The sequence below is a fragment of the Saccharothrix mutabilis subsp. mutabilis genome, assembly GCF_039521145.1.
GTDB lineage: Bacteria > Actinomycetota > Actinomycetes > Mycobacteriales > Pseudonocardiaceae > Actinosynnema > Actinosynnema mutabilis.
The window spans coordinates 29,364-53,281 of sequence record NZ_BAAABU010000026.1 but is presented as its reverse complement, the minus strand read 5'-3'; the positions used below and the strand labels follow the sequence as shown (position 1 = coordinate 53,281).

The 23,918-nt window shown below is 72.7% G+C and carries 19 protein-coding genes; 11 read left to right on the top strand and 8 right to left on the bottom strand.

Translation table 11 applies throughout. From position 1 onward, the window contains the following. The first annotated feature begins 6 nt into the window (after nt 1-6). Both ABD126_RS33885 and ABD126_RS33880 read left to right on the top strand, forming a co-directional pair. Nucleotides 7-1,872 (top strand): acetyl/propionyl/methylcrotonyl-CoA carboxylase subunit alpha, encoded by a 1,866-nt coding sequence (locus tag ABD126_RS33885; protein ID WP_343938793.1) that lies wholly within the window; start codon nt 7-9, stop codon nt 1,870-1,872. After that, the gene (locus ABD126_RS33880) at nt 1,869-3,029 is read left to right on the top strand and encodes an acyl-CoA dehydrogenase family protein (protein ID WP_343938791.1); all 1,161 of its coding nucleotides are present in this window, start codon (nt 1,869-1,871) and stop codon (nt 3,027-3,029) included. Before ABD126_RS33885 ends, ABD126_RS33880 begins: the two co-directional genes overlap by 4 nt. Nucleotide 3,030: 1 nt before the next feature. Here ABD126_RS33880 and ABD126_RS33875 read toward each other — a convergent pair whose 3' ends face one another. Further along, nucleotides 3,031-3,993 carry a hypothetical protein gene (locus ABD126_RS33875; protein ID WP_343938789.1) on the bottom strand — a complete coding sequence of 321 codons (963 nt, stop codon included), beginning with the start codon at nt 3,991-3,993 and terminating at the stop codon, nt 3,031-3,033. Between the two features lie 342 nt (nt 3,994-4,335). Here ABD126_RS33875 and ABD126_RS33870 point away from each other — a divergent pair, with 342 nt between their 5' ends. From ABD126_RS33870 to ABD126_RS33860, 3 genes are all read left to right on the top strand, one after another. Continuing rightward, nucleotides 4,336-5,505: a S8 family peptidase gene (locus tag ABD126_RS33870; protein ID WP_343938787.1), complete on the top strand. Its 1,170-nt coding sequence runs from the start codon at nt 4,336-4,338 to the stop codon at nt 5,503-5,505. Nucleotides 5,506-5,574: 69 nt separating this feature from the next. Then, entirely contained in the window at nt 5,575-6,678 is a 1,104-nt protein-coding gene (locus ABD126_RS33865) for a S8 family peptidase (RefSeq protein ID WP_343938785.1), read from the top strand. 38 nt (nt 6,679-6,716) lie between these two features. Then, complete coding sequence (locus ABD126_RS33860; protein ID WP_343938783.1) at nt 6,717-7,829, top strand: S8 family peptidase; 1,113 nt, start codon at nt 6,717-6,719, stop codon at nt 7,827-7,829. Here the strand turns inward: ABD126_RS33860 and ABD126_RS33855 are convergent. Further along, the gene (locus ABD126_RS33855; protein ID WP_343938781.1) at nt 7,815-8,270 is read right to left on the bottom strand and encodes a GNAT family N-acetyltransferase; all 456 of its coding nucleotides are present in this window, start codon (nt 8,268-8,270) and stop codon (nt 7,815-7,817) included. The genes ABD126_RS33860 and ABD126_RS33855 overlap by 15 nt on opposite strands. A gap of 237 nt (nt 8,271-8,507) precedes the next feature. Here ABD126_RS33855 and ABD126_RS33850 point away from each other — a divergent pair, with 237 nt between their 5' ends. Beyond that, the gene (locus ABD126_RS33850; RefSeq protein WP_343938779.1) at nt 8,508-9,695 is read left to right on the top strand and encodes a S8 family peptidase; all 1,188 of its coding nucleotides are present in this window, start codon (nt 8,508-8,510) and stop codon (nt 9,693-9,695) included. A 293-nt stretch (nt 9,696-9,988) separates the two neighbouring features. Here the strand turns inward: ABD126_RS33850 and ABD126_RS33845 are convergent, their stop codons facing one another. Further along, nucleotides 9,989-10,672, bottom strand: coding sequence for a peptidylprolyl isomerase (locus ABD126_RS33845; RefSeq protein ID WP_343938777.1), 684 nt, complete (start codon nt 10,670-10,672; stop codon nt 9,989-9,991). Between the two features lie 284 nt (nt 10,673-10,956). On the opposite strand from ABD126_RS33845, the gene aspS reads away from it, so the two are divergent. The 4 genes from aspS (at nt 10,957) to ABD126_RS33825 (ending at nt 16,177) form a co-directional block, all read left to right on the top strand. Further along, a complete protein-coding gene (gene aspS / locus ABD126_RS33840; protein ID WP_343938775.1) occupies nt 10,957-12,732 on the top strand; it encodes an aspartate--tRNA ligase in 1,776 nt (591 codons plus the stop codon). Nucleotides 12,733-12,807: 75 nt separating this feature from the next. Next, nucleotides 12,808-13,749, top strand: coding sequence for a DUF389 domain-containing protein (locus ABD126_RS33835; protein WP_343938773.1), 942 nt, complete (start codon nt 12,808-12,810; stop codon nt 13,747-13,749). 130 nt (nt 13,750-13,879) lie between these two features. Beyond that, nucleotides 13,880-15,079 carry a hypothetical protein gene (locus ABD126_RS33830; RefSeq protein WP_343938771.1) on the top strand — a complete coding sequence of 400 codons (1,200 nt, stop codon included), beginning with the start codon at nt 13,880-13,882 and terminating at the stop codon, nt 15,077-15,079. A 135-nt stretch (nt 15,080-15,214) separates the two neighbouring features. Beyond that, a complete protein-coding gene (locus ABD126_RS33825; protein WP_343938769.1) occupies nt 15,215-16,177 on the top strand; it encodes an SGNH/GDSL hydrolase family protein in 963 nt (320 codons plus the stop codon). On the opposite strand, the gene ABD126_RS33820 is transcribed toward ABD126_RS33825, so the two are convergent. The 5 genes from ABD126_RS33820 to ABD126_RS33800 all read right to left on the bottom strand — a co-directional run bounded on the left by ABD126_RS33820 (nt 16,109) and on the right by ABD126_RS33800 (nt 23,153). Then, nucleotides 16,109-17,905 carry a glycosyltransferase family 39 protein gene (locus ABD126_RS33820; RefSeq protein WP_343938767.1) on the bottom strand — a complete coding sequence of 599 codons (1,797 nt, stop codon included), beginning with the start codon at nt 17,903-17,905 and terminating at the stop codon, nt 16,109-16,111. The two genes, ABD126_RS33825 and ABD126_RS33820, sit on opposite strands and share 69 nt — an antisense overlap. Continuing rightward, nucleotides 17,902-19,155, bottom strand: a complete 1,254-nt coding sequence (locus ABD126_RS33815) for a bifunctional glycosyltransferase family 2/GtrA family protein (RefSeq protein ID WP_425542925.1) — start codon at nt 19,153-19,155, stop codon at nt 17,902-17,904. The genes ABD126_RS33820 and ABD126_RS33815 overlap by 4 nt, the downstream gene beginning before the upstream one ends. Beyond that, nucleotides 19,152-20,924 (bottom strand): ArnT family glycosyltransferase, encoded by a 1,773-nt coding sequence (locus ABD126_RS33810; protein ID WP_343938763.1) that lies wholly within the window; start codon nt 20,922-20,924, stop codon nt 19,152-19,154. Before ABD126_RS33810 ends, ABD126_RS33815 begins: the two co-directional genes overlap by 4 nt. A 77-nt stretch (nt 20,925-21,001) precedes the next feature. After that, nucleotides 21,002-22,447 carry a sensor histidine kinase gene (locus tag ABD126_RS33805; RefSeq protein ID WP_343938761.1) on the bottom strand — a complete coding sequence of 482 codons (1,446 nt, stop codon included), beginning with the start codon at nt 22,445-22,447 and terminating at the stop codon, nt 21,002-21,004. Next, on the bottom strand, nt 22,425-23,153 hold the full coding sequence (locus tag ABD126_RS33800) for a response regulator transcription factor (RefSeq protein WP_343938759.1): 729 nt from the start codon (nt 23,151-23,153) through the stop codon (nt 22,425-22,427). The genes ABD126_RS33805 and ABD126_RS33800 overlap by 23 nt, the downstream gene beginning before the upstream one ends. 205 nt (nt 23,154-23,358) lie before the next feature. On the opposite strand from ABD126_RS33800, the gene ABD126_RS33795 reads away from it, so the two are divergent. Next, entirely contained in the window at nt 23,359-23,913 is a 555-nt protein-coding gene (locus ABD126_RS33795) for a hypothetical protein (protein WP_343938757.1), read from the top strand. Nucleotides 23,914-23,918 lie beyond the last annotated feature (5 nt).

Sequence of the window (23,918 nt, the reverse complement as noted above, 5' to 3'; positions counted from 1 at the left end):
TCACCCGTGATCAGCAGGCTCCTGATCGCCAACCGGGGCGAGATCGCCCGCCGCGTCGCGCGCACGTGCCGCGCGGTCGGGGTCAGCCCGGTGGCGGTGTTCTCCGACCCGGACGCCGACGCGCCGCACGTCCGGGAGGCCGACGCGGCGGTGCGGCTGCCCGGCGCCGCGCCCGCCGAGACCTACCTGCGCGTGGACGCGCTGGTGGCGGCGGCGAAAGCGGCCGGCGCGGACGCCGTGCACCCCGGGTACGGGTTCCTGTCCGAGAACGCCGGGTTCGCCCGCGCCGTCCTCGACGCCGGCCTGACCTGGGTGGGCCCGGACCCCGGCGTCATCGAGGCGATGGGCTCCAAGGTCGCCGCGAAGAAGCGCATGGCCGAGGCCGGCGTGCCGGTGCTGCCCGAGCTGGACCCCGAGACCGCGACGGAGTTCCCGTTGCTGGTCAAGGCGTCCGCCGGCGGCGGTGGTCGCGGTATGCGGGTGGTGCGGACGCGCGACGAGCTGGCCGACGCCGTCGCCGCCGCCCGCCGCGAGGCCGAGTCGGCGTTCGGCGACGGCACGGTGTTCTGCGAACCGCTGCTGGAGAACGCCCGGCACGTCGAGGTGCAGGTCCTCGCCGACACCCACGGCACGGTGTGGGCGTTGGGGGAGCGGGAGTGCTCCATCCAGCGCAGGCACCAGAAGATCATCGAGGAGACGCCCAGCCCCGCCGTCGAACCCGAGGCGCGCCGGCGCCTCTTCGCCGCCGCGACCGCCGCCGCCCGCGCCATCGGGTACGTCGGCGCGGGCACGGTCGAGTTCCTCTTCACCGACGACCAGCGGTTCCACTTCCTGGAGGTCAACACGCGCCTCCAGGTGGAGCACCCGGTGACCGAGGAGGTGTTCGGCCTGGACCTGGTGGCCTGGCAGCTCGCCATCGCCGAGGGCGCGCGACTGCCCGCCGAACCGCCCACGCCGAACGGCCACGCCGTCGAGGCCCGCCTCTACGCCGAGGACCCGGCGCACGACTGGCGACCGGCTTCCGGCACGGTGCACCGGTTCCGCGTCCCCGACGGCGTCCGCGTGGACAGCGGTGTCGAGGACGGCAGCGTCGTGGGCGTGCACTACGACCCCATGCTGGCCAAGGTCGTGGCATGGGGCGAGACGCGCGCGGCGGCCGTGCGCAAACTGGCCAACGCGCTGGACCGCGCGGAGCTGCACGGCTTGGTCACCAACCGCGATCTCCTGGTGCGCACGCTGCGCCATCCGGCCTTCGCGGCGGGCGAGACCCACACCGGCTTCCTCGACCAGCACGGCCTGACAAAACGTCCCGACGCGGACGTCCGCCCCGCCGCGCTGGCCGCCGCCCTGGCCCTGGCGGAGAATCGTCGGACGAACCTACCGCTGGGCTGGCGCAATGTGCCCGCGCAGCCGCAAAAAGCGGAGTTCGAATTCGACGGTGAAACGGTCGTCGTGACCTATCGCCACACGCGCGATGGAGTCATATGCAGTCCGGAACTCGAAGTCGTGCGCGCCGCTGAAGATTCTGTGACGCTGGAAAGTGACGGCGTGCAGGTCACATACCCCGTCGCCGTATACGGGGACCGGGTCGAGGTCGCCGGGTGGTCACTGCGCGTGCTCCCGCGGTTCCCCGAGCCCACGTCCAGGGTCGCCGAGGGCGCGACCGTGGCGCCCATGCCGGGCACGGTCGTGCGCGTGTCCGTCGAGCCCGGCCAGGTGGTCGCGGCGGGCGTGGAGCTGTTGGTGCTGGAGGCCATGAAGATGGAGCACCGCGTGCTCGCCGCGACCGGTGGCACGGTCGCCGAAGTCCTTGTGCAGGCCGGTAACCAGGTCGATGCGGGCGACGTGCTCGCCGTTGTGGAGGGGTCATGACGAACTTCGTGGAGAGCGACGAGCGGCGGGCGCTGCGCCGGGCCGTCGCCGACCTGGCCGCCAAGTACGGGCACGAGTACTTCGTCGCCAAGGCGCGGGCCGGCGAGAAGACCGACGAGCTGTGGGCCGAGGCGGGCAAGCTCGGCTACCTCGGGGTCGCCGTCCCGGCCGAGTACGGCGGCGGTGGCGGCGGCATCGGCGACCTCGCGGCGGTGTGCGAGGAGCTGTCCGCCGCGGGCTGCCCGCTGCTGCTCATGGTCGTGTCACCGGCCATCTGCGCCACCGTGATCGCCCGGTTCGGCACCGAGGAGCAGAAGCGGCGGTGGCTGCCCGGGTTCGCCGACGGCACCACCAAGATGGCCTTCGCCATCACCGAGCCCGACGCCGGCTCCAACTCCCACAAGCTGGCCACGGCCGTGCGCCGCGACGGCGACGAGTGGGTGCTGTCCGGCGGCAAGTACTACATCTCCGGCGTGGACGAGGTGGACGCGGTGCTGGTCGTGGCGCGGCACGTCGACTCGACCGGCAACCGCCTCCTACCGTCGTTGATGATCGTTCCCACGGACGCCGAAGGGTTCACCTTCCGGCACATCCCGATGGAGATCGTGTCGCCGGAGAAGCAGTTCACCTGCTTCTTCGACGACGTGCGCCTCCCCGCCGACGCGCTCGTCGGCGCGGAGGACGCCGGGTTGGCCCAGCTGTTCGCCGGGCTCAACCCGGAACGGGTCATGGCGGCCTCCCTGGCCACCGGCATGGCCCGCCGCGCGCTCGACCAGGCGTCGGAGTACGCCCGCACCCGCACCGTCTGGGACAAGCCGATCGGCGCGCACCAGGGCGTCGCGCACCCGTTGGCGCAATGCGCGATCCAGGTCGAGCTCGCTCGGCTGATGACCCAGAAGGCCGCGGCTCTCTACGACGCTGGAGAAGACCGGGCTGCGGGCGAGGCGGCCAACATGGCCAAGTACGCGGCGGGGGAGGCGGTGGCGGCGGCGGTGGACCAGGCCATCCAGGTGCACGGCGGGAACGGGTTGTCCTCCGAGTACGGCCTCGGGGCCCTGCTCGCCGCGTCGCGGCTGTCCCGCATCGCTCCGGTCAGCCGCGAGATGATCCTGAACTTCGTCGCGCAGCACACCCTGCGGTTGCCGCGCTCGTACTAGATCACGTCCAGTTCCAGCGCAGTCCCACGACGCCCGGACCGAAGTCAAGGGCCACCGCGTACGCGTAACCCCAGGTGTCCACCGGGGTCTCGCGGACCTCGGACGGCTCGCCGCCGGACAGGTCCGTCGTGAACTGCTCGCACCGCACCGGGCGGCACCGGGAGTCGTACCTGACCTCCAGGACGTACTCCCGGACCGCGTGGCGGAACCGGCGCGAGTAGGTGTTGTCGTGCGTGGGGTGGTGCGGAGCCATGTGGATCAGCTCGTACTCCACCGCGGTCCGCTCACCGCGGCGCAACGGTCGTTCGAACAGCAGCTCGGCGATCATCAGGCCGTTGCGCGGGTCGGCGGAGACCCGCCCCAGTCTGCACGAGCGCAGCGTGCCGATCACCGGCAGCGGGTCGCCCGGCAGCCGCGTGTCGTAGCCGAGCAGGACGCGGTCCACGCCCGCCCGTTCGGCCCGCAGCACCTGCCGGGAACGCACCCGCCGGGTGCTGCCGTCCATCGCCAGCTCCACCTGGTCCCGCAGGCTGAGCCGGGTGAGGTCCTGGTCGGTGCTCGTGTCCACGTCCGCGAGCAGCTCGGCCATCGTCTCGTAGTCGCTGCGGTGGACCCACCCCTCCGGGCCGCTCAGGCGCGACCGCGGTCGCGCCTTGCCGCGCGGACGCGGTGGTCCCAGCAGGGTGCTCAGGCCTCCTTCGCCGACGTCGAGGATCTCTTCCAGGTGCCCGACCGCGGCCAGCGAGTCGGGTCGCTCCGGGCGGCGTCGCCCGGACTGCCAGTAGCTCAGCGCGGCGATGCTGACCGCCACGCCGCGTGACCGCAGCTTGTGCTGGATGCGCTCCAGGCTCAGTCCTTTCGCCCGGATCGCCGCTCGTAGTGCGTCCGCGAAGGGGTCTGCTCCTCCGTCGATCCGTCGGGGTTCGCGCACCCGCGAATCCGGCCCGACGACTGGCGTTGGCATCTCCACTCCGTTCTCCCGAGGACAAGGCGAGCGACGTTATCGTGCGAAATCGCCCCGGCGGTACAGCCGATCGGGTTTCCCGACGTGAATTTAACCGAATCGGCGGGCAAAATCCCCCTCGGCCATGGAATGTTTGAATTCTCATTAACAGCCCGGGTGTGAAGGTGCCTCCTCCCCGCGATCGTCGCAGGGCCGCTGGGTCAACCGGCCGCTTCCCGGTGCGCGAACCGCCCCATAGCCTCGGGTACGTGGGGTGATGCAGCCCACACAACGCGGTTCGCGGCCCCTCCCTTGCCGCAACACGGGCGCCGCGCGCCGTTCCCTGCGAAGAACGGACAAGGTATGCGCAAGCTCAGTTGGATCGCCACGGTCGGCGTGAGCGCCGCTGTGGCGGCCGTCACCGCGACCCCCGTCCAAGCGGCCGAAGGGACCATCCTGTCGGCCGGGAGCCCGGACGCCATCCCGAACAGCTACATCGTCACGCTGAAGGATTTCTCCACAGCGGATGCCAACTCCCTGGCGGCGCGCTTCGGCGGGCGCGTCGACCGCATTTTCTCCACGGCGTTGAACGGTTTCTCGGCCACGATGTCCGAGCGCGCGGCCCGCCGGCTGGCCGCCGACCCCGCCGTCGAGCGGGTCGAGCAGGACCAGGTCGTCCGGCTCGCGGCTACGCAGAGCAACCCCCCGTCGTGGGGCCTGGACCGCGTCGACCAGCGCAACCTGCCGCTCGACTCGTCCTACACCTACAACAGCACCGGGTCGGGCGTGAACGTCTACGTCATCGACACCGGCGTGCGGATCAGCCACTCCACGTTCGGCGGCCGGGCCCGCAACGGGTTCGACGCCGTGGACAACGACAACGTCGCCCAGGACGGCAACGGCCACGGCACGCACGTCGCCGGGACCATCGCGGGCAGCCAGTACGGCATCGCCAAGGGCGCGACCGTCTACGCGGTGCGCGTGCTGAACAACTCCGGCAGCGGCACCACCGCCGGCGTCGTGGCGGGCATCGACTGGGTGACCCGCAACCACGTCAAGCCCGCCACGGCCAACATGAGCCTGGGCGGCGGCGTGTCCACCACGCTGGACAGCGCGGTGCGCCGGTCGATCACCGCCGGCGTCACCTACGGCGTGGCGGCGGGCAACAGCAACGCCAACGCGTCGGGCTTCTCGCCCGCCCGCGTCGGCGAGGCGCTCACCGTCGGCTCCACCACCAACACCGACGCCCGCTCCAGCTTCTCCAACTACGGCTCGCTGGTGGACGTGTTCGCGCCCGGCTCGTCCATCACCTCGGCCTGGCACACCAGCGACACCGCCACCAACACCATCTCCGGCACCTCGATGGCGACCCCGCACGTGGTCGGCGTCGTGGCCCGCTACCTCCAGGCCAACCGGGCGGCCACGCCCGCGCAGGCGCACGCGGCGGTCGTGAACGCCGCGACCACCGGCAAGGTCACCAACCCCGGCTCGGGCTCCCCGAACCGACTCCTCCACTGGGCCCCCACGGCCTGACGGTCACCTCCACCCCGACCCCGGCGCGCGACCCGCGCCGGGGTCCCACCCCTGCGAAGGACGACATCCATGCGCACTCTCTTACCCGGCCTGGCCGCCGCGGTGCTCACCGCCGCCGTCGTGGCCACGCCGGCCGCCGCCGAGGGCACGGTCCTGCACGCCGGTTCCCCCACGGCGGTGCCCGGCAGTTACATAGTCAAGCTCAAGCCCGGCGCCACCGCGCCCGCCGTCACCGCCGACCGCACCTTCGCCGGCGGGTTCACCGCCCGGCTGGGCGCGCGCGAGGCCCGGCGGCTGGCCGCGCACCCGGCGGTCGCCTACGTCGAGCAGGACCAGCACGTGCGGGCCAACGCGACGCAGTTCAACGCGCCCTGGGGGCTGGACCGCATCGACCAGCGCTCCCTGCCGCTGGACACCACCTACAGCTACACCTCGACCGGCGCGACGACCTCGGTCTACGTCGTGGACACCGGCATCCGGACCACGCACGAGGAGTTCGGCGGGCGCGCCTTCCACGGCTACGACGCGGTCGACCGGGACAACGTCGCCCAGGACGACAACGGCCACGGCACGCACGTGGCCGGCATCATCGCCGGCAAGACGTACGGCGCGGGCAAGGCCGTGGACGTCTACGGCGTCCGCGTGCTCAACGGGTCGGGCAGCGGCACGATCTCCGGCGTGATCGCCGGGGTCGACTGGGTGGCCGCGAACGCCCGCAAGCCCGCCGTCGCGAACTTCAGCCTGGGCGGCGGGGCGTCCACGGCCCTCGACGACGCCGTGCGCCGCCTGATCGCGTCCGGCGTCACGGTGGTGGTGTCGGCGGGCAGCAGCGGCAGCGGCACCGTGAACACCTCGCCGGCCCGGGTGGCGGAAGCCGTCACGGTCGGCGCGACCACGCAGACCGACGCGCGGGCCTCCTCCTCCAACTACGGCCCCGGCGTGGACCTGTTCGCGCCCGGCGTGAACATCAGGTCCGCGTGGAACTCCGGCGACACGGCGGTCAACACGTTGAGCGGCACGTCGATGGCGACCGCCTTCGCCAGCGGGGTGGCCGCCCGCTACCTCCAGTTCACCCCGACCGCCTCACCCGCCCAGGTCCACGCCGAACTGGTGCGCGAGGCGACCCCGCTGCCGTGGGGCGGGAAGTTGCTCTACTGGAACCCCGCCCGCTGACCCCTGCCTCGTTCACCCCCCTGCGAAGGAACGCACCCATGCGCAAGCTCATCCCCGGCGCGGCGATAGCGGCCCTGGCCGCCACCATGCTCGCCACCCCGGCCCACGCCGAGGGAACCGTCCTGCACGCCGGTTCCCCGAGCGCCATCCCCGGCAGCTACATCGTCAAGCTCAAGGACAACGCCACCACCCCCGCCGCGCTCACCCCCGACCGCGTCTACAGTGGACCGTTCCGCGGCTTCTCGGTGCGGCTGAACGCCGCCCAGGCCCGCAGGCTCGCCGCCGACCCGGCGGTGGAGTACGTGGAGCAGGACCAGGTCGTGCGCGCCCACGCCACCCAGTACAACCCGCCGTGGGGCCTGGACCGCATCGACCAGCGCGCGCTGCCGCTGGACGGCAAGTACAGCTACACGTCCACCGGCCTGGGCACCACGGCGTACGTGATCGACACCGGCATCCGGGTCACCCACACCGAGTTCGGCGGCCGGGCGTGCAACGGCTGGGACGCGGTGGACGGCGACGCCATCGCCCAGGACGACAACGGGCACGGCACGCACATCGCGTCCCTGATCGCCGGCCGCACCTACGGCGTGGCCAAGCAGGCGCGGGTGTGCGGCGTCCGGGTGCTCAACGGCACGGGCAGCGGCACCACGTCCGGCGTCGTCGCGGGCATCGACTGGGTGGCGCGCAACGCCGTCAAGCCCGCGGTGGCGAACCTGTCGCTGGGCGGCGGGCCGTCCACGGTGATCGACGACGCCGTGCGGCGGCTGATCGCCTCCGGGGTCAGCGCGTCGGTGACGGCCGGCGGCAGCAACGCGAACGCGGCGAACTACTCCCCGGCGCGGGTGGTCGAGGCGATCACGTCCGGCTCGTCCACCACCACCGACACCAAGGCGACGTTCTCCAATTACGGCGCCGTGGTCGACCTCTACGCGCCCGGCGTCTCCATCCTGGGCGCCTGGCACACCGGTGACACGGCGACCAACACGATCAGCGGCACGTCGATGTCCACCGGGTACGTCACCGGTGTGGCGCTGCGGTACCTGCACTTGAACCGGAGCGCCACGCCGGCCCAGGTGCAGGCGGAACTGGTCCGCGAGGCCACGCCGCTGTCGTGGGGCAAGCTCCTGTACTGGTCACCCCTGCGGTGAGTGCCGGGCGGGGGCGAGGTCGTGCCGCATGACGATCTCGTCCCCGTCCTTCTCGCCGGTCTCCTTGAAGCCGAAGGCCGCGTACAGGCCGTGCGCGACGGCGTTGCCCGGCACCAGGCTCAGGGTCAAGCGCGTCCGGCCCTCGCCGCGCGCGACCTCCGCGATGGCGGCGAGCCCCTTGCGCCCGAGCCCGCGCCCCTGCGCCCTCCGGTCGATCATGAACCGGACTATGTGGAGGTCGTGCGGCTGGTCCCGGTGGAGCAACGTGAAGCCCACCAGCTCGTCGCCGGCGTACAGGGCGAGCGGCTGCATCTTGGGCCGGTAGACCCACGCGTCGGCGATCGACTTGAGGTTGGTGGCCACGAAGCCGCGCTGCTCCTCGTGGACCTCCAGGTCGACGACCGCGCGGTAGTTGTCCTCGGTGACGGGTTCCAGGCGCATGCGGGGAAGGTAGCGCCGAGGCCCGTAGCAGGTCTCCCGGAATACGGGAAAGCCCACGTCCAGGGATTTCTTCACGCAGTGTGATAACTGGCAATCTTTCACACTTCCGGCAGTACGGACGTCCCGTTAGCGTTGGTGACTGTCAGCGAGGGCAAGGTGGCCCAGCGTCACGCCCGAGCCCCTGCGTCGAGTCCCACTCGGGGGTGACGGAGCCACCGTCAGCGAGAAGGAAGACCCATGCGACAGTCACGACAGGTCCGGTTCCTGGCCGGTGTCGGCGCGACGGCGATCGTCGCCGCGGCGAGTTCCCTGTTGGCGTCCCCCGCCCAGGCGGCCGAGGGCGAGATCCGCGCCGCCGACGCGGCCGAGAAGGTGCACAACAGCTTCATCGTGAAGCTGAAGGACGGCTCCGCCGCCTCCGCCGAGAAGCTGGCGAACCAGTACGGCGGCAAGGTCGACCGCGTGTTCCGCAGCGCGCTCAACGGCTTCACCGTCAGCCTGCCCGAGTCCGCCGCCAAGCGCCTGGCCGCGAACCCCGCGGTCGAGTACGTCGAGCAGGACCAGGTGTTCCACGTCCAGGCGACGCAGACCAACCCGCCGTCGTGGGGCCTGGACCGCATCGACCAGCGCAACCTGCCGCTCAACTCGTCCTACAGCTACACCTCGACCGGGTCGGGCGTGAACGTCTACGTCATCGACACCGGCGTGCGGATCAGCCACAGCACGTTCGGCGGCCGGGCCCGCAACGGCTACGACGCGGTCGACAACGACAACGTCGCCCAGGACGGCAACGGCCACGGCACGCACGTGGCGGGCACCATCGCGGGCAGCCAGTACGGCGTCGCGAAGGGCGCCACCATCTACGGCGTCCGCGTGCTGAACAACTCCGGCAGCGGCACCACCGCCGGCGTCGTCGCGGGCATCGACTGGGTCACCGCGAACCACGTCAAGCCGGCCGTCGCGAACATGAGCCTGGGCGGCGGCGCGTCCACCACGATCGACAGCGCGGTCCGCCGCTCGATCTCCGCCGGCGTCACCTACGCCATCGCGGCGGGCAACAGCAACGCGAACGCGTCGAACTACTCCCCGGCCCGCGTGACCGAGGCCATCACGGTCGGCGCGACCACCAACACCGACGCCCGGGCGAGCTACTCGAACTACGGCTCGGTCCTGGACATCTTCGCGCCGGGCTCGTCCATCACGAGCGCCTGGCACACGGGCGACACGGCCACCAACACCATCTCCGGCACGTCGATGGCCACCCCGCACGTCGCCGGCGCAGCAGCCCGCTACCTGCAGAACAACCGCGCGGCCACCCCGGCCCAGGTGGCGACCTACCTGACCGGCCAGTCCACGCCGAGCAAGGTGACCAGCCCGGGCACCGGCTCCCCGAACCGCCTCCTCTACCTGGCCCCGACCGCCTGACAAGCGCACGAAGCGGGGCCGCCTCCGCAGAGGCGGCCCCCTTCCGCGCCGCAGGCGCCACGGGCTGCCAAGCACAGGAAGGGCCTCGGTTCGTTCCCCGTACGGCCTGGGCGCAGCCCAACCGCGCTTCGCTCCTCTTTGCAACCACGCTCTACCGGTTGCAAAGAGGAGCGAAGGGTGGTTGCCTCCGGCAGGCCGTACGGGGAACGAACCGACGCCCTTCCACCCCCCGGGGGCCTGCCGCGCGGCGAGCGCCGCTTTTCAGCTCTTCGCTCTTCAGAGCGCGAAGCGCATCACTTCACGCTCAAAGTCACGAACTTGAGAGGCAGAACAGGCCGACCATCGGTCTCCGAAAACCCGGTCCCCGGCACAACCCCGCCCGCCGCCACCTTGTCGATCACGTCCATCCCCTCGACCACCCGCCCCAGCACGGGGAAGTCCGGGTCGAACGAGCTGTCCTTGTGGACGATGAAGAACTGGCTGCCGTTGGTCCCGGCCTGCTGCCGGTTGGCCATCGCGATCACGCCGCGGTCGTAGCCGCCGGTCTTCGCGTCCGGGTCGTCGAAGTGGTACCCGGGACCGCCTTGACCCGTCTCGGTGGCGTCGCCGCACTGGAGTACCCACAGGCCGTCCACGGTCAGCCGGTGGCAGGCGGTTCCCTCGAAGAACTTCTCCTCGACCAGGTGCCGGAAGTTGTGCACCGAGCACGGGGCACTCGCCGCGTCGAACTCGAACTCCAGGTCACCCTGGCTGGTCTTCACCTCGACCACCACCGTGCCCTCGGACTCGGCCTTCGCCGACGGCGGGTCCACGTCCTTCTTCGGGCCGTCCGCAGGCAGGCTGTAGTCGCAGGTCACGGTGGGCACCACGGGCAGCGGCCCGGCCACCGGGCGCCCCGGCACGGCCGCCGTGCAGCCCGCCAGCAACCCCGACACTGCCACCGACAAGACCACCCGGACTACCAGACGTCTGGCCACAACGGCGATCCTAGGCGGACCTAGGCGGACCTTGGCGGAAGAACCACCTCGCGCCCTCATCCAGCGCCCTCCCCCCTCAACGCCCCGCCCGCCGCCCTCCCCGCCCCTCAACGTCCCACCCGCCGCTCCCGCCGCCCCTGCCCGCCCGTCGCCCCCCTCCCGTCGCCCCCCTCCCGTCGCCCCCGCCCGCCCCCGATCGGGAAACCTGCCGGCGTGCTCCCGGGGGTCGTTGGCTAGCCTTGACGACCAGTCGCCGTTCAGCTAGCACGAGGAGAGCAGTACCCGTGATGCGCACGCACGAGGCCGGGACGCTCCGGGCCGAGCACGCCGGGCAGTCCGTCACCCTGACCGGGTGGGTCGCCCGCCGGCGCGATCACGGGGGCGTGATCTTCATCGACTTCCGCGACGCCTCCGGGGTCGCCCAGGTCGTCTTCCGCGAGGGCGAGATGGCCGAGCGCGCCCACAAGCTGCGCTCGGAGTTCGTGATCAAGGTCGTCGGCGACGTCACCCGCCGTCCCGAGGGCAGCGAGAACCCCGACCTGCCCACCGGTGACATCGAGGTCTACGCCACCGAGCTGGAGGTCCTCAACGAGGCCGCCCCGCTGCCCTTCCAGCTCGACGAGCACCTGGAGGTCGGCGAGGAGGCCCGCCTCAAGCACCGCTACCTCGACCTGCGCCGCTCCGGCCCGGCCAAGGCGATGCGGCTGCGCAGCGAGGCCAACCGGATCGCCCGCGAGGTGCTGCACGCGGAGAAGTTCGTCGAGGTCGAGACGCCGACCCTGACCCGTTCCACGCCCGAGGGGGCGCGCGACTTCCTGGTGCCCGCCCGCCTGCGGCCCGGCTCCTGGTACGCGCTGCCGCAGTCGCCGCAGCTGTTCAAGCAGCTGCTGATGGTCGGCGGCCTGGAGCGGTACTACCAGATCGCCCGCTGCTACCGGGACGAGGACTTCCGCGCCGACCGGCAGCCGGAGTTCACCCAGCTCGACATCGAGATGAGCTTCGTCGAGCAGGACGACGTGATCGCGCTCGGCGAGAAGATCATCACCGCGCTGTGGAAGAACCTCGCCGACCACGACCTCCCGACCCCGTTCCGCCGCATCTCCTACGCCGAGGCGATGGCGAAGTACGGCTCGGACAAGCCGGACCTGCGCTTCGACCTCGAACTGACCGAGCTGACCGAGTACTTCAAGGACACCCCGTTCCGCGTCTTCCAGGCGCCGTACGTGGGCGCGGTGGTCATGCCCGGCGGCGCCTCGCAGCCGCGCCGCACGCTCGACGCGTGGCAGGAGTGGGCCAAGCAGCGCGGCGCGAAGGGCCTGGCCTACGTGCTGGTCCAGGAGGACGGCACGCTCGGCGGCCCGGTCGCCAAGAACCTCTCCGACGCCGAGCGCGACGGGCTGGCCAAGGCGGTCGGCGCGAACCCCGGTGACTGCGTGTTCTTCGGCGCGGGCGACCCGGACGGCGCGCGCGCCCTGCTCGGCGCGGCGCGCGTGGAGATCGCGCACCGGATCGGCCTGATCGAGGAGGGCTCCTGGTCCTTCGTGTGGGTCGTGGACTTCCCGATGTTCGAGGCCACCGACAAGCTCGCCGAGGGTGACGTGGCGGTCGGCGGCGGCAAGTGGACCGCGCTGCACCACGCGTTCACCTCGCCGACCCCGGAGTGGATCGACCGCTTCGAGGAGGACCCGGGCAACGCGAAGGCCTACGCCTACGACATCGTCTGCAACGGCAACGAGATCGGCGGCGGCTCCATCCGTATCCACCGCGCGGACGTGCAGCAGCGCGCGTTCAACGTGATGGGCATCGGCGCGGAGGAGGCGCAGGAGAAGTTCGGCTTCCTGCTCGACGCGTTCAAGTACGGCGCTCCGCCGCACGGCGGCATCGCGTTCGGCTGGGACCGCATCGCCATGCTGCTCGCGGGCGCGGACTCGATCCGCGAGGTCATCGCGTTCCCGAAGAGCGGCGGCGGCTACGACCCGCTGACCGCGGCCCCCGCGCCCATCACCGCGCAGCAGCGCAAGGAAGCCGGCGTCGACGCCAAGCCGCAGCAAAAGCAGTAAGAAACGCCCACAGACAACCCACACCACACACCCACACACACGCGGTAACCGAACAGATCGGGCACAGTTGTGGCCATGCTGCACCTGCGTGCCGTGTGCCCGGTCGACCACACCGACCAGGTCCTGGCCGCGCTCAAGGAGCACCCCGGCGTCACGCACGTCGTGCTGCTCCGGGGCGCGGCCATCGACCCGGCCGGTGACGTGGTCGAGGCCGACATCGCCCGGGAGGCCACCGACGAGGTGGTCGCCGCGCTGTGCGGGCTGGGCATCGACCGCACCGGCGGCGTGACGCTGGAGCAGATCGACACCGCCCTGTCCGACGCGGCGGACCGCGCCGAGGAGGCCGCGCCGGGCGAGGCGGCGGACGCCGTGGTGTGGGAGGAGTTGATCTCCCGCACCGGCGAGGAGTCCCGGCTCAACGCCACCTTCCAGTCGTTCCTGACCATCGCGTGCCTGCTCGCGGCGGTCGGCGTGGTGACGAACTCGCCGGTCACGATCGTCGGCGCGATGGTGGTCGGCCCCGAGTTCGGGCCGCTGGCCGCGATCGCGGTCGGGTCGGTGCTGCGCCGCTGGGACCTGGTGCGCCGCGCGTCGGCGGCGCTGGCGATCGGCTTCCCGCTGGCGATGGTGATCACCTTCGCGGCGGCCGTCGTCGGCTCCTACACCGGCCTGTTCGACCGGGACATGGTGCTGGCCGCCCACCAGGTGGACTTCGTTTTCCAGGTCGGCCCGTTCTCGCTGATCGTGGCGTTGCTGGCGGGCGCGGCGGGGATGCTGTCGATGACCTCGGCGAAGTCGGCGGCCCTGGTCGGGGTGTTCATCTCGGTGACCACCGTGCCCGCCGCGGGGTACGCGGCGATCGCCGCCGTGCTGGGTGAGTGGGCCATCTGCGGGCAGTCGGTCCTCCAGTTGGCGGTCAACCTGGTGGGCATCGTGGTGGCCGCCTCGGTGGTGCTGGCGCTGCGCCGGCGACGCGGCCGGATGGCCGCCACCGGCCGGCCCCTGTCCAACGGGTAGGCGGCAGTTCCACCAGTTGGTCGGTTCCGTTATCGACAAATGGTGGTCCAACCATGCATATGAGCACTACCGTCACGGTGCCCGGACGGGTTCTGTCAGGTCGGTGGCCACCGGGGTAGGGTCGGAGGAGATGAGCGTGGAGATCACCGCCGGCCCAGCGGACGTCGACGACGCGGACCACTCCGACCTGCTCGCGGCGGTGGCCGCCGCCGAGTCCGTGCTGAGCGGGCGGTTCGGAGCGCAGGTCAGACTGGCCGACCCCGAACGCCTCGGCGGCGCGGGCCGGTCCGTCGTCGTGCGGGTGCGGGTCGCCGCGACGCCGTTCTCCCTGCCGCGCACGCTCGTGGTCAAGCGCTACCCCTCCGCCGTCGCCGACCGCGACCCGTTCGCCCACGAGGCCGTCAGCCACAAGCTGCTCACCGCGCTGCCCGGCGAGGACCGGTTGACCCCGGAGCTGGTCGCCCAGGACTCCGCCGAGCGGCTGGTGGTCCTGGAGGACCTGGGGAAGGCGCCCCGGCTGGCCGAGAAGCTGCTCGGGTCCGACGCCCGCGCCGCCGAACGCGGCCTGCTGTCGTGGGCGCACGCCATGGGTCGCCTGCACGCCACCACGGCGGGGCGGGACGCCGACTTCGACGCGTTGATGCGCCGGCAGGGCAGCCAGTGCTGCGCCGACCCGATCGCGGTGGACGTGCACGCGGCGCTGGCCGGGTTACCGACCCTGCTGGCGGAGGCCTGGGACGTCGACACGCCCGGCCCCGTGGTCGAGTTCGCCGAGCAGGCGGTGCGCGGGTTCGGCACCTCGCGCCGGCGGGCGTTCTCGCCGTCCACGTCCTGCCCGGACAACCACCTGGTGACCAGCAAGGGCGTGCGGTTCCTGGACTTCGAGGGCGGGTGCGTGCGCGACATCGTGTTCGACGCGGCGTGCCTGCGGGTGCCGTTCCCGTCCTGCTGGTGCCCGTACGGGCTGCCGGCGGGCATGTCGGAGGCCATGGTCGCGGCGTGGCGCGCCGAGGTCGGCGGCGTGTGGCCCGACCTGGACGACGACGCGATCTTCCTGCCCAAGCTGCTGGAGGCGCAGCTGCTGTGGGTGTGGCTGTCCACCTGGCGGGGACTGCCCCGGTTGGACCTGGCGCTGCCGTCGGGGCACCGGCCGCTGGACTCGCCGCCGCGCAGCACGGTGCTGGCCTCGCGGTGGGTGCGCCTGCGGGCCGACGCGCTGGCCCTGGGCGTCAAGCCGGTGGCGGCGCACGCCGAGGCCGTCGTGGACGCCCTGGTGGGCCGGTACGGGCACGCCTCGGCGGAGCTCCCGCTCTACCCGGCGTTCCGTTGAAGCTCTCGGCATTCCGTTGAAGCTCTCGGCGTTCCGTTGATGTTCCACCCGGCATTCCGCAAAAGCTCTGAGGGCTTACGGAAGCGTTCCGCCCGCTGTTCCCGCGTGGACACGTCGTTGCGCGATGGTCGTCGGGTGGCCGATGTGGTGCGCAGCCTGGTGGTCCTGGGTGACTCGACCACGGTGGGCGTCGGTGATCCGGTTCGGGGTGGGTGGCGGGGTGTCGGGCCGTTGCTGGCGGCGGCGTTCCCCGGCGCCCGGTACGTGAACCCGTCGTTCCAGGGCGCCCGGGTGGCGTCCGTCCGGTTCGAGCAGTTGCCGGTGGCGTTGCGGGCGCGGCCCGACGCGGCCGTGGTGCTGGTCGGGATGAACGACACGCTGCGGTCGGACTTCGACCCCGTCCGGGTGCACGAGGACCTCGACGCGGTCGTGGGGGAGTTGACGCGGGCCGGGGCGCGGGTGGTGACGGTCCGGTTCCACGACCACAGCCGGGTGTTCCGGTTGCCCGGACCGCTGCGGCGGGCGTTGTCGGCGCGGGTGGCCGAGTTGAACGAGGTGATCGACGCCGTGGTGCGGCGGCACGGCGTCGGCTGCGTGGACCTGGACGGGCTGGACGGCGCGTACTCGCTGGAGACGTGGGCGGTGGACCGGTTGCACCCGTCCGAGCTGGGGCACCGGAAGCTGGCCGCGGCGTTCGCGGAGCGGTTGGCGGAGCAGGGGTGCGCGGTCGGGCGGCCGGTCAGCCTGGTGTGCACGGGCGGGTTGCGGGTGACGCCGCTGCACCACGCCGCCTGGCTGGTGTTCAAGGGCGTGCCGTGGCTGTGGCGGCGGGGCAAGGACTTCCTGCCCTACGCGGCGTCGATCGTGTGGCGCTCCTGGCTCGCTCCAGAGGACCAGCCGACCACCCCAACCCGGCCGACCACCTTGACCCAGCCAACGACCCGGGCCCGGCCGACCACCCCAACCCAGCCGACGACCCCGGCCCGGGCGGCGGGAGCGGCCACCGCCCGGTCGCGGGCCACCAGCGCGCTAGCCGAGTTCGTAGACGGTGGCGCCGTCCACGGTGGTCGCTTCGAAGTTCGCCGCGACCCAGCGTGAGATGTCGTCGTCACCGCGGTCCGGGCCGACCTGCTTGCCGGCGACGAAGTAGCCGATCCGGCCCTCGGCCACGTACCGCTGGAACTCCTCCAGCGTCGGCGCGGGGTCGCCGCCGCTCCAGCCGCCGATCCCGATGACGGCCTTGCCGCTGGCCAGGGACAGGCTCGCGGCCGACTGCGCGCTCACCGTCGCCGCCGCCCACGTGCCGGTGGTGGCCCGCAACAGGTCGGCGACCTGCGACGACGTGCCCGGACCGCGCAGGCCGCCGCCCAGGTCGGAGGCGTAGTCGGCGGGACCGGACATCGGGATCGAGCCGCCGTGCGGGGTGGCCGCCGTCGCCACCCCGAACGCGGCCGACGACAGCAGCGCGGTGGCGGCGGTCAGGGCGGCGATCCGCTTGGCCCCCATGACGATCGCGGTGGTGAGCAGGACCGTCAGCACCAGGACGGTCCAGCGGATGGCGGGCTGCCAGTCGCCGAACCGCGCCAACAGGACGAACCCCCAGAACCCTGCCGCCGCCACCACGACCGCCAGCGCGATCCGGACCGGCCGGTGGGCCCGGCCCCGCCACAGCTCGCGGCCGGCGATGGCGACGACCGCGGCGACGCCCGGCGCGACGGCGACCGTGTAGTACGGGTGCGTGATGCCGCTCATGAAGCTGAACACGACCCCGTTCCCGACGATCCACAGTCCCCACAGGACCAGCGCGGCCCGGGTGCGGTCGGTGCGCGGCGCCTTGCGGGTGAACCAGAGACCGGCGGCGAGCGAGACGAGGGCGGCGGGCAGCAGCCACGAGATCTCCGCGCCCATGCTGGCCCCGAACAGCCGGCCGATGCCGGTCTCACCGCCGAAACCCAGGTTGGCGTTCGCCGCGCCGGCGATCATGCCGCGCCCGGAGCCGCCGCCGAAGATGCGGCCCAACCCGTTGTAGCCCATGGCCAGCTGCCACAGCGAGTCGTTGGTGGAGCCGCCGATGTACGGGCGCGACCCCGTCGGCCACAGCTCCACGAGCGCGATGAACCACCCCGCGGACACGGCCACGGCGACGGCGGCGCCGGCGAGGTGCAGCAAGCGCTTGCCCAGCGAGGTCGGCGCGGCGAGCAGGTAGGCGGCGGTGAAGGCGGGCAGGACCAGGAACGCCTGCCCCATCTTGGCCAGGAACGCGAACCCGACCGCCACACCCGCCAGCGCGAGCCACTTGAAGGAAGCGTTCTCCAGCGCCCGGACCGTGCAGTACGCGCCGGCCACCATGAGCAGCACCAGCAACGCGTCCGGCAGGTTGAACCGGAACATCAGCACCGCCACCGGCGTCACGGCCAGCGCCGCGCCCGCCAGCAGCCCGGCCACCGGGCCGGACGTGCGCTTCACCGTGGCGTACAACAGCCACACCGCCAGCACGCCCTCCACCGCCTGCGGCGCGAGGACGGTCCAACTGGAGAAGCCGAAGACCCGCGCGACCAGCCCGCTCACCCACAGCGACGCGGGCGGCTTGTCCACGGTGATCACGCCGCCGGCGTCCAGCCCGCCGAACAGCCACGCCGTCCAGCTCTGGCTGCCCGCCTGGGTCGCGGCGGCGTAGTACTCGTTGCCCCACCCGGAATCGGTGAGGTTCCACAGGTACAGCACCGCCGTGCCGGCCAGCAGCACGACCAGCGCCGGCGTGGTCCACCGCCGGTCGGCGCGCGGCGGGGCGGTACCGGGGGAGGGGGCGGTCAGGGTGGCGGTCATGAGGTGGACTCCTGGGGACGGTTGCGGAAGACCCAGTTGCGCAGCAACAGGAAGCGCAGGACGGTGGCGAGCAGGTTCGCGCCGACGACGGCGGCCAGCTCGGCCCCGCCACCCGGGTCGGTGACGTGGTGCAGCAGGGCCAGCGCGCCGCTGGTCAGCGCCAGGCACAGGCCGAAGACCAGCAGGCCCTCGAACTGGTGGCGGCCCGCGCCGGGCCGGCCCCGGACGCCGAAGGTGAACCGGCGGTTCGCGGCGGTGTTGGCCACGGCGGTGACCAGCAGCGCCACCAGGTTCGCGCCCTGCGCGCCGAGGCCGCCGCGCAGCAGCACGAACAGCAGCAGGTAGGCCAGGGTACTGGCGACGCCGACGGCGGCGAACCGGACCAGCTGCCGGAACAGGCCCGCGGGGACGCCCGGCGTGGCCGGTTCCAGCGGGGCGCGGCCGAGCTGGGCGCGCAGCTCGCCGACCGGGATGCGGCCGGTCAGCAGCCCGCGCCCGACCCGGGCGATGCCCTTGAGGTCCGCGACGGCGGTGGCGACGACGTCCACCCGGCTGTCCGGGTCGTCCACCCAGTCCACCGGCACCTCGTGGATGCGCGCGCCCGCCCGTTCGGCCAGCACCAGCAGCTCGGTGTCGAAGAACCAGCCGGTGTCCTCGACGTGCGGCAGCAGCCGCCGCGCCACGTCCGCCCGGATCGCCTTGAACCCGCACTGGGCGTCGGAGAACCGGGCCGCCAGCGCGCCGCGCAGGATCAGGTTGTAGCAGCGGGAGATGATCTCGCGCTTGGGGCCGCGCACGACCCGCGCGCCGCGCGCGAGCCGGGTGCCGATCGCGATGTCGGAGTGCCCGGAGATCAGCGGCGCGACCAGCGGGGCCAGCGCGGCGAGGTCCGTGGACAGGTCGACGTCCATGTAGGCGAGCACGGCGGCGTCCGACGCCGACCACACCGCGTTGAGCGCCCGGCCCCGGCCCTTCTGCTCCAGGTGGACGGCCTCGACCTGCTCGATCTCCGCCGCGAGCGCGTCGGCGACCCCGCGGGTGCCGTCCGTGCTGGCGTTGTTGGCGATGGTGATGCGGAACCGGTACGGGAAGGTCTGGGTGAGGTCCGCGTGCAGCTTGCGCACGCACGGGGCGAGGTCGCGTTCTTCGTTGTGCACGGGGACCACCACGTCGAGCACGGGGGTCGTCGTGAGCGTCGCGAGTGTCATGGCCCCACCCTCGGGCGCGGTGCTGGGTGGTTCGTGTGTCATCCCTGTGCCCCCGCTGTGAGGTCGTAGACGGTGACGTCGTCGACCGTGGTGGCTTGGAAGGTCGCCTCGACCCACTCGGCGATGCGCTCGGAGGCGTCGCTGCCGGTCTCGGCGGGCATCCCCGCGCCGCCGAGGAAGTAGTGGACCCGTCCACTGTGGACCAGTTGTTGGAACTGCTCCAGCGTCGGCGCCGGGTCGGTGCCGTTGAACCCGCCGACCGCCATCACCGGCACGCCGCTGCCCAGCTGGAAGCCCGCCGCGTTGTTCGACCCGACCGCAGCCGCCGCCCAGGTGTACCGGCCGCTGTTGCCGCGCAGCAGTTCCACCAGGTTCGGTCCGGGCGTGGGAGCGCTGAGCAACGTGCCCATGCCGCCGGGGGTGGGGCCGCCGCCGTTGAACATGACCACCCCGCCGCCGCGGCCGTCGGCCGGTCCGGCGCTGGGGATCGCGCCGGAGTGCGGCGTCGCGGCCGTCGCCACCGAGTACGCGCCCGGCCCGAGCAACGCCGCCACCACCGCGACCGGCGCCACCAGCGCCGGCGGCGCGGCGGCGGACAGGAACAACCCGACCGCGCCCAGCAGGCCGAGCACGAGCACGACCGTGGCCAGGGCGGGCGACCAGCCCAGCAACAGCAGGTAGCACTGGAGGGCCGTGACCGCCAAGGCTCCCGACAGTGCCGCCGCCGCAACGGGTTCGTGCCGCCGGCGCCAGAGCACCACCGCGCCGGTGCCGATGATCGCGCCGATCGCCGGGGCCAGCGCGACCGTGTAGTAGGCGTGGATGATCCCGTTCATGAAGCTGAACACCGCCGCCGTGACGACGAGCCAGCCGCCCCACAGCCCGAGCCCGACGCGTTCCCGCCGCCGTCCCGCCCACAGCCCGGCGACGAGCAGCACCAGCGCGGTGGGCAGCAGCCAGGCGATCTGACCGCCCATCTCCGCGCCCAGCAGGCGGCTCCACCCGGTGGACCCCCACCCGCGCCCGCCGCCGACGCTGCCGATCTCCTCACCGGTCAGGCGGCCGAGACCGTTGTAGCCGAGGGTCAGTTCGAGCACGCTGTCGTGCTGCGACCCCCCGATGTAGGGCCGGTCGGGGACCAGCTCGACCGCCGCCACCCACCAGCCGCCCGCGACCACCACGGCCGCCGCCGCGCCGAGCAGGTGCACGGCCTTGCGCCCCCACCCGGCGGGCGCGGCGAGCAGGTAGACCAGCCCGAACGCCGGGAGCACCAGGAACGCCTGCAACATCTTGGTGAGGAACCCGAACCCGACCGCCACGCCGGCCAGCGCCAGCCACCGCCAGGACGCCGTCTCCGTCGCCCGCACCGCGCAGTACGCGCCGGCGACCAGCAGCAGCACCAGCAGGGCGTCGGGGTTGTTGAACCGGAACATCAACACGGCGACCGGCGTCAACGCCAGCACCGCGCCCGCGACCAGGCCGGCCGCCTCCCCGGCCGTGCGCTTCACGGTGGCGTGCAACAACCACACGCCGGCCACGCCCATCAAGGCTTGCGGCACCAGGATGCTCCAGGCGTTCACCCCGAAGAGCCGGGCGGAAAGACCCATGACCCACACCGAGGCCGGCGTCTTGTCCACCGTGATCGACCCGGCGGGGTCGGTGGCCCCGAAGAACCACGCCCGCCAGCTCTCCGCACCGGCCTGGGCGGCGGCCGAGTAGTAGGCGTTCGCCCAGCCGGAGTCGCCGAGCCGCCACAGGTACAGGACGGCCGTTCCGGCCAGCAACAGCAACAGGGGAAGTCGCGCTCGCATACGGCGACCCTGCCCACGAACCCTGGGCACCCCATGTGCCGATCCTGTGAACCGGCTGTGCACCAAGGGGTGCCGGGTCAGCGGGGCAGGAGCACCGTGAAGCGGGTCCGGCCGGGCCGGGAGTCCACCGCCACCTCGCCCTGGTGGGCGGCCACCACCGCGGCGACGATGGACAGGCCGAGGCCGGTGCTGCCGGCCGCCCTCGACCGGGACGTGTCACCGCGGGCGAAGCGTTCGAAGACCTCCGGCTGCAACTGCGCCGGGATGCCGGGACCGTCGTCGGTGACCCTCAGGGAAGCGCGCGAACCCCGCACCGACAGGGCCGTGGTCACGGTGGTGCCGGGCGGGGTGTGGGTCCGGGCGTTGGACAGCAGGTTGACCAGGACCTGCTGGAGCTTGTGCTCGTCACCCCGCACGACCACCGGCGACGCGGGCAGTTCCAGGCGCCAGTCGTGGTCCGGGCCGGCGATGCGGGCGTCGCTCACCGCGTCCACCACCACCCGCGACAGGTCCACCCGCTCCCGCGCCAGGGGACGCCCGGCGTCCAAGCGCGCCAACAGGAGCAGGTCCTCCACCAACGACGTCATCCGCACGGCCTCGGACTCCACCCGCCGCATGGCGTGCGCGACCTGCTCGGGCACCTCGTCGGGCGACCGGCGGGTCAGCTCCGCGTAGCCCCGGATCGCGGCCAGCGGCGTGCGCAGCTCGTGGCTCGCGTCCGCGACGAACTGCCGCACCCGGGTCTCGCTCTCGTGCCGTGCTTCCAAGGCGCTGCCCACGTGCCCCAGCATCTTGTTCAGCGCCAGCCCCACCTGGCCGACCTCGGTGTGCGGGTCGGCGTCCTCCTCCGGCACGCGTTCGGCGAGCGCCACCTTCCCCTCGTGCAACGGCAACTCCGCCACCCTCGACGCGGTCGCCGCCACGCGTTCCAAGGGCCGCAACGTCTTCCGGATGATCAGCGCGCCGGCGATGCTCACCGCCACCAGACCCGCCAGCGCCACCCCGCCCAGGATCAGGCCCATCTGGAAGACGATGTCGTCCACCTGCGCCATGGGCAGCGCCGTGACGATCTTCGCCCCGTCCCGCGCCCGGAACGACAGCACGCGGTAGTCCCCCGACTCGCCCAGCGCCGTCGTGCGCGGCTGGGCGTCGGCGGGCACGGCCAGCAGGGCGTCCTGCTCGTCGGTCGGCAGGTTCTCGGTCTCCCGGCCCAGCAACCGGTCGGCGTCCTGGACCAGGTCGCCGTAGGTGATCAGGACGACCGTGCCCTGCCCGAAACCCGGCCCGTCCAGGGGGTTCTTCGGCGGACCGGGCAGCGGGCCCGGCACGGGGAGCCCGTGCACCCGCTCCACCCGGCCGGCCGCGTCGCGCAGGTCGTCGTCCAGCTTGCCGATCAGGAAGTCCCGCAACGCGAACCCCGTCACCAGGCCGATCCCGGCGCACACGACCGCGATCAGCACCACCTGCTCCACGATGAGCCGGGTGCGCAGCGGCCACCGCTCAGGGTGCAGGCTTGAGGACATACCCCGCGCCCCGCATCGTGTGGATCATCGGGGCGCGCCCGGCGTCGATCTTCTTGCGCAGGTACGAGATGTAGAGCTCCACGATGTTGGCCTGCCCGCCGAAGTCGTAGCTCCACACCCGGTCGAGGATCTGCGCCTTGCTCAGCACGCGCTTCGGGTTGCGCATCAGGAACCGCAGCAGCTCGAACTCGGTCGCGGTCAGCTCGACGGCCCGCCCGCCCCGGCGCACCTCGCGGGTCTCCTCGTCCAGCACCAGGTCGCCCACGACCAGCTCCGTCCCGGCCGACGCCGCCGCGATCCCGGTCCGGCGCAGCAGCCCGCGCAGCCGCAGCACGACCTCCTCCAGGCTGAACGGCTTGGTCACGTAGTCGTCGCCGCCCGCCGTGAGGCCCGCGATCCGGTCCTCGACGGCGTCCTTCGCGGTCAGGAACAGCACCGGCAGGGCGGGCGCGTCCGCGCGCAGCCGGCGCAGCACCTCCAGCCCGTCGAAGTCGGGCAGCATCACGTCCAGCACGACCACGTCCGGCCGGAACTCGCGGGCCACCCGCACCGCCGCGGTCCCGTCCAGCGCGGTGCGGACCTCCCACTTCTCCATGCGCAGCGCCATCGACATCAGCTCGGCCAACGTCGACTCGTCGTCGACCACCAGCACCCGCACCGGGCTGCCGTCCGGTCGACGGATCTCGGGGGAAGTCACCGCACGCATGGTCCGATCGTCCGCCGGGTGGTTGAGCCCACCCTGTGCCGACCCTGTGTACCACCTGTGAACCGCCGCCGCACAAGCCGCCGCCGCGCCGCACAGGGTCGCCGCCGCACAAGCCGCTGCCGCACAAGCCGCCCTCGCGCAAGCCACAGCCGACACCCAACGCGCGCACAGCCCACGCACAGGCTCCGCCGACACGGTGGGCGCCATGACTACCGAAACCGAGAACCCGACCTGGGGCGAGGACCCGCCGCCCCGGGCCGATGCTCCCGGACCGCGCTGGTCCGGCCGCAAGACCCTGGTCGCGGTCGCGATCGCCGTCGGCATCGCCGCCGTGGGCGGAGGGGTCATCTACGCGGCGAGCAACTCCGAGGCGGCCCAGATGATGGGCGGGCCGCGCGGCTACGGCGGTCCCGGCGGCGGGCTGCGGATCATGGGCGGGCCCGGCCCGTTCGGTGACACCGCGCACGGCGAGTTCCAGTCCGGCGAGATCACCGCGGTCGCCGACGGTTCCGTCACGGTCAAGAGCGCCGACGGGTTCAGCCGGACCTACGAGCTGGACGACAAGACCGAGGTCAGCGGGGCCAAGGGGGACACCGGGAGCCTCGCCGCCGGCGACAAGGTGATGGTGGTCGCCCAGGACGGGGTGGCCAAGTCGATCATGACGGGCGACTTCCAGGCCGACGCCGGCAGGCGCGCGGGCACGCCGGGACAGCCGGGTCAGCGGCCGGGCGACGGGCAGCAGGCGCCGCCGACCCGGTAGAACTG

Bases quoted from the DNA above. Each gene is read 5' to 3' on its own strand.
- ABD126_RS33880 (WP_343938791.1), top strand. From the start codon at position 1,869: ATGACGAACTTCGTGGAGAGCGACGAGCGGCGGGCGCTGCGCCGGGCC.
- ABD126_RS33875 (WP_343938789.1), bottom strand. From the start codon at position 3,993: ATGCCAACGCCAGTCGTCGGGCCGGATTCGCGGGTGCGCGAACCCCGA.
- ABD126_RS33870 (WP_343938787.1), top strand. From the start codon at position 4,336: ATGCGCAAGCTCAGTTGGATCGCCACGGTCGGCGTGAGCGCCGCTGTG.
- ABD126_RS33865 (WP_343938785.1), top strand. From the start codon at position 5,575: ATGCGCACTCTCTTACCCGGCCTGGCCGCCGCGGTGCTCACCGCCGCC.
- ABD126_RS33860 (WP_343938783.1), top strand. From the start codon at position 6,717: ATGCGCAAGCTCATCCCCGGCGCGGCGATAGCGGCCCTGGCCGCCACC.
- ABD126_RS33855 (WP_343938781.1), bottom strand. From the start codon at position 8,270: ATGCGCCTGGAACCCGTCACCGAGGACAACTACCGCGCGGTCGTCGAC.
- ABD126_RS33850 (WP_343938779.1), top strand. From the start codon at position 8,508: ATGCGACAGTCACGACAGGTCCGGTTCCTGGCCGGTGTCGGCGCGACG.
- ABD126_RS33835 (WP_343938773.1), top strand. From the start codon at position 12,808: ATGCTGCACCTGCGTGCCGTGTGCCCGGTCGACCACACCGACCAGGTC.
- ABD126_RS33830 (WP_343938771.1), top strand. From the start codon at position 13,880: ATGAGCGTGGAGATCACCGCCGGCCCAGCGGACGTCGACGACGCGGAC.
- ABD126_RS33820 (WP_343938767.1), bottom strand. From the start codon at position 17,905: ATGACCGCCACCCTGACCGCCCCCTCCCCCGGTACCGCCCCGCCGCGC.
- ABD126_RS33815 (WP_425542925.1), bottom strand. From the start codon at position 19,155: ATGACACACGAACCACCCAGCACCGCGCCCGAGGGTGGGGCCATGACA.
- ABD126_RS33810 (WP_343938763.1), bottom strand. From the start codon at position 20,924: ATGCGAGCGCGACTTCCCCTGTTGCTGTTGCTGGCCGGAACGGCCGTC.
- ABD126_RS33805 (WP_343938761.1), bottom strand. From the start codon at position 22,447: ATGTCCTCAAGCCTGCACCCTGAGCGGTGGCCGCTGCGCACCCGGCTC.
- ABD126_RS33800 (WP_343938759.1), bottom strand. From the start codon at position 23,153: ATGCGTGCGGTGACTTCCCCCGAGATCCGTCGACCGGACGGCAGCCCG.
- ABD126_RS33795 (WP_343938757.1), top strand. From the start codon at position 23,359: ATGACTACCGAAACCGAGAACCCGACCTGGGGCGAGGACCCGCCGCCC.